Here is a 6,819-nt window from a genome sequence, read left to right on the forward strand (position 1 = left end):
GAAATCATAAATCAAAAAATGGATCGGTTCTTGAATCAATTCGGGGTTTTGATAATCTCCGGGTATTGATAGATTCGCAAGTTAAAATAAGGAATCACGGCTAACAGATGATCGAATATATCGGATTGAACCTTCTCGTAGGCTACCCATTCTTGAATCCGGGAAAAACAATACACCTCCAGAGGAATACCTGTTGCCGTCGGTTGTAATTGCCGGACCATGTATGTCATATCGATATTCAAATCGGGATTGGCTTCCAGCCAGCGCACAGCGTACTGTCTAAACACGCCTAAATTCGTCAACTTCCGTTTATCCAACACGTCAGATATTCCTTTATTTTGTTCGTCCAACTTCGGCAACATATCTTCAATATACCCTTTCAAGACATTCGATTTACGTAAAGTATCGATTTCTTCATCCGAAAGAAAATGGACGGAAAGCATATCTATATTAATATAGCGCATAATCCGACGACCGGCAGACTCCTGCATTCCCCGCCAGTTCGTGAAAGAAGCGGACACTAACTGATAGGTGGGAATCGTCGTGATCGTCATATCCCAATTTTGTACTTTCACGGTATACAAGTTGATCTCCAACACCGTCCCGTTTGCATTATTGCTCGGCATCACGATCCAGTCCCCGATACGCACCATCTGATTAGCCAGTAATTGAACTCCGGCCACAAAACCTAATATCGCATCTTTGAATATCAACATTAAAACCGCAGCAAACGCCCCCAACCCGACCAGTAAATTACGGGGGGACTCCCCGATAAACTCGCTGACGATTGTAATGATAATAGCTGAAATCACGAAAATTTTAATCACCTGCACGAAAACTTTTATCGGACGATCTTTCGCGATCGGGTACGAATCATAGATTCGGTTTATCGCATCCAGCACGGCAACAATCACGAAACCGGCAACCACGAGTATCCAAGCCACGATAAACCGATGAAAAAGTTCTATATGTTGCCACTTCCCGTACACGATTTTAAAAGCAAAATCTATAAATATCGGCGGTATCAGATTAAATATTTTCTGAAAAACACGCTCCTCGAAAAAAATATCATCCCATTTGGTTTTCGTACGACGCACCATTCCCCCGATCACCCGGGTTATTCCCTTGCGCAGAAAGAATGTAAATAAAAAAGCAATCAGACAAATGACCGCGATCTGCAAGAGGACCTCTACTGCCGAGGCCGTGGAAGGGTCTTTAATACCCAAATTCAACCAAGAAAACCATTTGTTTATATCTATTTTCAACAGCATCATATCTTTCCCAAAGTTTTACAGGCGTATACGATAAACCACCGGATAAGTTAAACCCCATTAACAACGAATCGTTCTAAATAATCTAAAAACCCCTCTATTTTTCCCTATTTTCACACTTAACCCCTAAATTAACGTTAAAGAATTAACGTATCAGAACAAAATTACTTACACTTTGCTATATTTGCAGACACAAACATTAAAACATTAAAATAATTCGTATGGCAAAAAAATTATTAATCGTGTGTGCTTTATTGGCATTGATCAGCACTAGCCTGTTCGCCCAATATGACATGAAGGCACCACTTCCCATGGATCCGAACGTTCGCATCGGGAAACTAGCTAATGGATTGACTTATTACATCCGCCATAACGCGGAACCCAAAGAACGAGCAAGTTTTTACATCATCCAAAACGTGGGAGCTATCCTGGAAAATGATGATCAAGACGGTTTAGCTCACTTCTTGGAACACATGGCATTCAACGGGACCAAGCATTTCCCGGGAAGAAAAGGTATTACCAACATGTTGGAAAAACACGGTGTTGAATTCGGAAGAAACGTGAATGCTTACACGGCACAAGACGAGACAGTTTACAATATCAGCGAGGTTCCTACAACCAATCCTGATTTATTAGATACTTGTCTACTCGTACTTCACGACTGGTCACATTATCTTTTATTAGTCGATGACGAAATCGATGGCGAAAGAGGAGTTATCTCTGAAGAATGGAGAACCAGAAGAACCCCGAGTTTCCGTATCCGTGCCCAAATCATGCCGGTATTACTGAAAGACTCTAAATACGCGAAAAGAGATGTTATCGGTAACTTGGACATTATTAAGAATTTCAAATACCAAACCCTTCGTGATTATTATCACAAATGGTATCGTCCGGACCTGCAAGCTATCGCTGTTGTCGGTGATTTCGACGTAGACCAGATGGAGAAAAAAGTAAAAGAATTATTCTCCAAAATCCCGACTCCGGTGAATCCGGCCGTGAGAGAAGAGTTCACGGTTAACCCTCACGACGATATTTACTTCGTATGCGCAACGGACAAAGAAGTAACTCAATCGTCTGTCAGCGTGTATATCAAATACCCCTCTACCCCGAAAGAAGAAAAGAATCATGAATACCTGAAAAATAGTATTCTTCAATCTTTCTACAATACCATGTTGGGACAACGTGTTTCTGAATTACTTCAAAAAGGCAATCCTCCTTTTATTAACGCACAAGCCGGATTCGGTGGCGGTATTGTAAGAGGATGGAGTACTTATATTATTTCTACCACGGCAAAACCGAATGAAGAAGCAGCAGCACTGGAAGCTATCTATCGTGAAAACGAAAGAGTAAAGAAATTTGGTTTCACGGAAGGCGAGCTTGAAAGAGCAAAAACCAACATGCTCGTAGGTTTGGAATCTGCTTACAAACAAAAAGACAAAACTACCTCCGAAGATTATATCGGTGAAATGCAATCTAACTTCCTTGAGGGAGAGCCTATCATAGACTTCGATTACTATTACAATTTTGCCAAAGCTATTATCCCGACCATCACCGTGGATGAAGTTTCAGCTTTAGCTAAAAAACACCTTAACCGGAAAAACATGGTGATCGTTGCACAAGGCCCGTCTGAAGGAGTTAAACACATCACGAAAGAAGAAGCCATCGCCGTGTTGGACAAAGTTGAGAGTTCTAATTTAGAGCCTTATAAAGACCAAGTAACAGAGGCATCTTTAATCAACGAGGACTTGAAAGGTTCCAAGATTATCGCTACCAAAAAATTACCGCAATTCGATGCTGAAGAGTGGACCTTGGAAAACGGGGCAAAAGTGGTATTCCGCAAAGCAGACTACGAAAAAGACCAAGTACAAGTAAGTTCTTACAGTAAGGGTGGTACTTCATTATATGGTATCGACAAATTAGCATCTGCCCAAGTCACAGATCAATTTATCGGGGCTTACGGATTAGGAGACTATGACGCAATAACCTTGAGAAAATTATTAACCGGGAAACAAGCCCAAGCCGGTGTAAGCATTGGCGGTCTTTCAGAATCAGTCGGTGGTGCATCTACTCCGAATGATTTCGAAACCTTGATGCAGCTGATCTACTTGCGTTTCGAGAAACCTCGTTTCGACAAAGAAGTACACAATACCATGATGCAACGTAACTACGCTGCCATCGAGAACTCAGCCAACAATCCTCAAAAGATTATGCAAGACTCTGTTAGCATGATCATGAGCAATTATAGCCCGAGAACATTGTTGTTCGGTAAAGAATTTTTAGATAAAGTCAGTATTGAACAAATCGAGGAGATCTACCGCGACCGTATCAAAGACATCAGCGACTTTACATTCTTCATCGTGGGTAACATCGATGCAGAAACCGTAAAACCATTGGTTGAAAAATACTTGGGATCTGTAAAATCTTACAACCGGAAAGAAAATTGGGTAGATAACAAAGTGAGAGGCCCGAAAGGAAGAACTGAAAAAGTTATTGAACTGGATCTGACCACTCCGAAAGCAACTGTAATCACCAGTTTCTCTAAAGAGATGAAAACAAGCATTCACGACAATCTTTGCTTGAATATCTTGAAAGGCGTACTGGATCAAAGATACATGACCAATATCCGTGAAAAAGAAGGTGGAACCTATGGTGTAGGTGTTCAATCTGGATCTTCTAAAGAACCGTACGAAAGCTACAGCATGAGCATGAGCTTTGATTGCGATCCGGATAAAGCAGAACATTTGAAATCATTAATCTATGCCGAAATCGACAAATTAATGAAGGAAGGTCCGACACAGGAAGAGATCGACAAGGTAACTACTATCCTGAAGAAAAATAATGAACAAAGCAAACCTCACAATGCATATTGGATGAGTGCAATTCAAACTTATTATCTTCGTGGAATTGATGTAACTGACCCGAAAAACTTCGATGATATTATTGACAAGATCACAACAAAAGACGTGAAGAAATTCACCCAGAAATTATTCAAGGGAGCCGATGTTGTTGATATGATCTTCCGACCGAAATCAAAATAAAATTAGGTTGCAATTTATATAAAAGGAAACGTCCGAGAGTAATTCCCGGACGTTTCTTCATTCATACAGAATTTCATCAAGTGATGAGTTCGAATTACTCCTCTCCTACTCCATCTGCCTTAAACTTAAATTGTTTCGCCACCCTAAAAATAACTTTTTTATTTTCGGGGTACAAAACGACTTTTTGGGTTGAAAGAACATATCGATGACGAACAGCACATTTTTTCACGTTGAAAGATCCAAAGCCCAATACCCCCACATGCCCCTCTTCTTTTAACCCTTCTAACATCGTACTGAAAATTTCATCAAATACCATCGTCACATCCTTTTGTGACATGCCATTTTTTTTGGCCACAATCTTAACTATTTTTCTCTTGTCCATATCTAATTGTAAAATGATTTTTCCTCACACGATAAATACTGACTCATGTCTGTTCAACATTTATTCCTAACAAAGTTAGAAATTAAAAGATAAAATACAACATTTTCCATCCAAAATGCAACAATATAGCAAATATAACTACAAAACACTCCCTCAACAAACCGAGTCAACCGAAACTTCCGTTTTTTTTGAAGATTACCCCAATAATCTATACGGAATAATTTACCAATACTTGTTTAAGGGAAAAAGACTATGTAACTTTGTATGAAAACAATAAAGGGGCAAAATAGAATAAACCAGCAGAATATGGAAAAAGAAACAAAAACAATTCGTTTGATCTATCCTCAATGGCAAGGTGCCAATATCGTAAAATTGATTACAGAGGTTGAAAATCCCCATGATGCCTCAAGAGGATATGTCTTGGGGGCACAACTCTTAAATTTTCTGGCCCCGGACAATGGTCAAGAAACACTAACCGTTCCAGTTTCGACTGAAATCACGGATCGAAAGGTGACAGACGGAGTCCTCGACCGGGATATTATAGTCCGTCAAACAAGAGCTGCATTAAACATGCTACAAGTCAGTAATCCCGATAAAATCGTAACACTCGGCGGAGAATGTTCGGTCAGTGTCGTTCCCTTTACCTACTTGGCTCAGAAATACAAGAACGATATTGCCCTAATTTGGATTGATGCACATCCCGATATCACACTCCCCGGAGACATCTATCCCGGATTTCACGCCATGGCCGTAACTGCCTGCATGGGATATGGAGACACCAAAATTCTAGCGGAATTACCCACCCGATTTACCCCATCAAACATATTATTCGTGGGATTACGCAACTGGGAACGTGAAGAAATCAAAGAACGCCAAAAGCAATACGGAATAAAGCATCTCACGCCCAAAGATGTTGCACAAAACAGTGATGCAATCAAAACTTGGTTGAAATCATGCGGAGCGTCGAAAGTCGTTATCCATTTTGATATGGATGTACTTGATCCTGCCGAAATCATCGCTGCTGTTGGTACAGACCCCGATGGGATGAAAATGGAAGAAGTCATTCGGGTAATAAAGGACATTGCCGCAGAAAAAGAATTAGTAGGCCTGACAATTGCGGAACCCATGCCTCGCACGGCAATCAGGATCAAAAATATGTTACATCAATTACCTCTATTATAATAAAGGACAAGCCACAAAATTTTATTTCAAAATAACGCCTCTCCCTGCCAGGAGAAACTAAAAGATGAATCTGCAACTTGTAGCCTATAACTCGCCGAAGGCGAACATTCGTCCATAATTACTCCGGGGTTAGGCTAGTGATGGGCTATGACAATTACCAAGCACGCACACAGCAGGAACATAGCAAGAACAATCTCCAATGTACTTGCCATGTACCTACAATGAAAATGATTTGTTCTTTTCCCTGCCCATCGGCGGCCAAAGTGTAGCCCGCAGATAACCATAAGCGGACAAATGGCGAATGCTCCGAATATCAAAAGTCTTAACGGGACATTCGGGTATATCACGATAAAAAGAGCATCTATGGGGGCTAAAGTATTCTTTTTATCTTGTCTTTTTTTTGTAAAAAATCCTTTTGTCCTTTGGAAATTCGAATAGAATACCTATCTTTGCAACCGCAATTGAGAAACACAATTGAAGGATTCAGTAGCTCAGCCGGTAGAGCACAACACTTTTAATGTTGGGGTCCTGGGTTCGAGTCCCAGCTGGATCACAGTTCGAATGACAATCCGCTATAATAAACGAATTATAGCGGATCCTTTTTTATACACCAATGTATACTCCCAAAGGGAGGGGCAAATGAAATTCGCTATTCTTCGATACGATAGTGTTTCAAAAAGGATAGTGTTTCAAAAAGTGTGTAAATTCCTTCTTTTCTCATGCATGCAAAATTATAAATAGTTCAATAAAATAATCTTGATTCTAAAAAATTATAAATAGGATATTTATAAATATCTGCATTTTGGGCTACCGTTCCCATTAGGAGAATAACAGCTTGGGGGTTTGGCATGGCGCCCCTCATGTTGATCACCCTCTTGTAATCCCTGTTCAGCCTTTCGATCCAGTTGGTGGTGTAAATCATCCCCCTGATTTCCCTCTCGTACTT

General features: G+C 40.4%; 5 protein-coding genes and 1 tRNA gene. 3 read left to right on the forward strand and 3 right to left on the reverse strand.

Translation table 11 applies throughout. The features are described from left to right. Positions 1-35: 35 nt before the first annotated feature. On the reverse strand, positions 36-1,274 hold the full coding sequence (locus tag I2I33_RS07225; protein WP_229128227.1) for a mechanosensitive ion channel family protein: 1,239 nt from the start codon (positions 1,272-1,274) through the stop codon (positions 36-38). A 218-nt stretch (positions 1,275-1,492) separates the two neighbouring features. Between I2I33_RS07225 and I2I33_RS07230 the strand changes: the two genes are divergently transcribed. Then, positions 1,493-4,309: a M16 family metallopeptidase gene (locus I2I33_RS07230; protein WP_087421750.1), complete on the forward strand. Its 2,817-nt coding sequence runs from the start codon at positions 1,493-1,495 to the stop codon at positions 4,307-4,309. 94 nt (positions 4,310-4,403) lie between these two features. Here I2I33_RS07230 and I2I33_RS07235 read toward each other — a convergent pair whose 3' ends face one another. Continuing rightward, on the reverse strand, positions 4,404-4,691 hold the full coding sequence (locus I2I33_RS07235; protein WP_087421749.1) for an HU family DNA-binding protein: 288 nt from the start codon (positions 4,689-4,691) through the stop codon (positions 4,404-4,406). A gap of 264 nt (positions 4,692-4,955) precedes the next feature. Here I2I33_RS07235 and I2I33_RS07240 point away from each other — a divergent pair, with 264 nt between their 5' ends. Then, the gene (locus I2I33_RS07240; RefSeq protein WP_317193314.1) at positions 4,956-5,873 is read left to right on the forward strand and encodes an arginase family protein; all 918 of its coding nucleotides are present in this window, start codon (positions 4,956-4,958) and stop codon (positions 5,871-5,873) included. Positions 5,874-6,353: 480 nt separating this feature from the next. Then, positions 6,354-6,426, forward strand: a tRNA-Lys gene (locus tag I2I33_RS07245). 189 nt (positions 6,427-6,615) lie between these two features. On the opposite strand, the gene I2I33_RS07250 is transcribed toward I2I33_RS07245, so the two are convergent. Further along, on the reverse strand, positions 6,616-6,819 hold a 204-nt coding region (locus tag I2I33_RS07250; protein ID WP_195666779.1), incomplete at its 5' end, for a transposase.

Source organism: Butyricimonas sp. BSD2780061689_150309_C8 (genome assembly GCF_015560935.1).
GTDB lineage: Bacteria > Bacteroidota > Bacteroidia > Bacteroidales > Marinifilaceae > Butyricimonas > Butyricimonas paravirosa.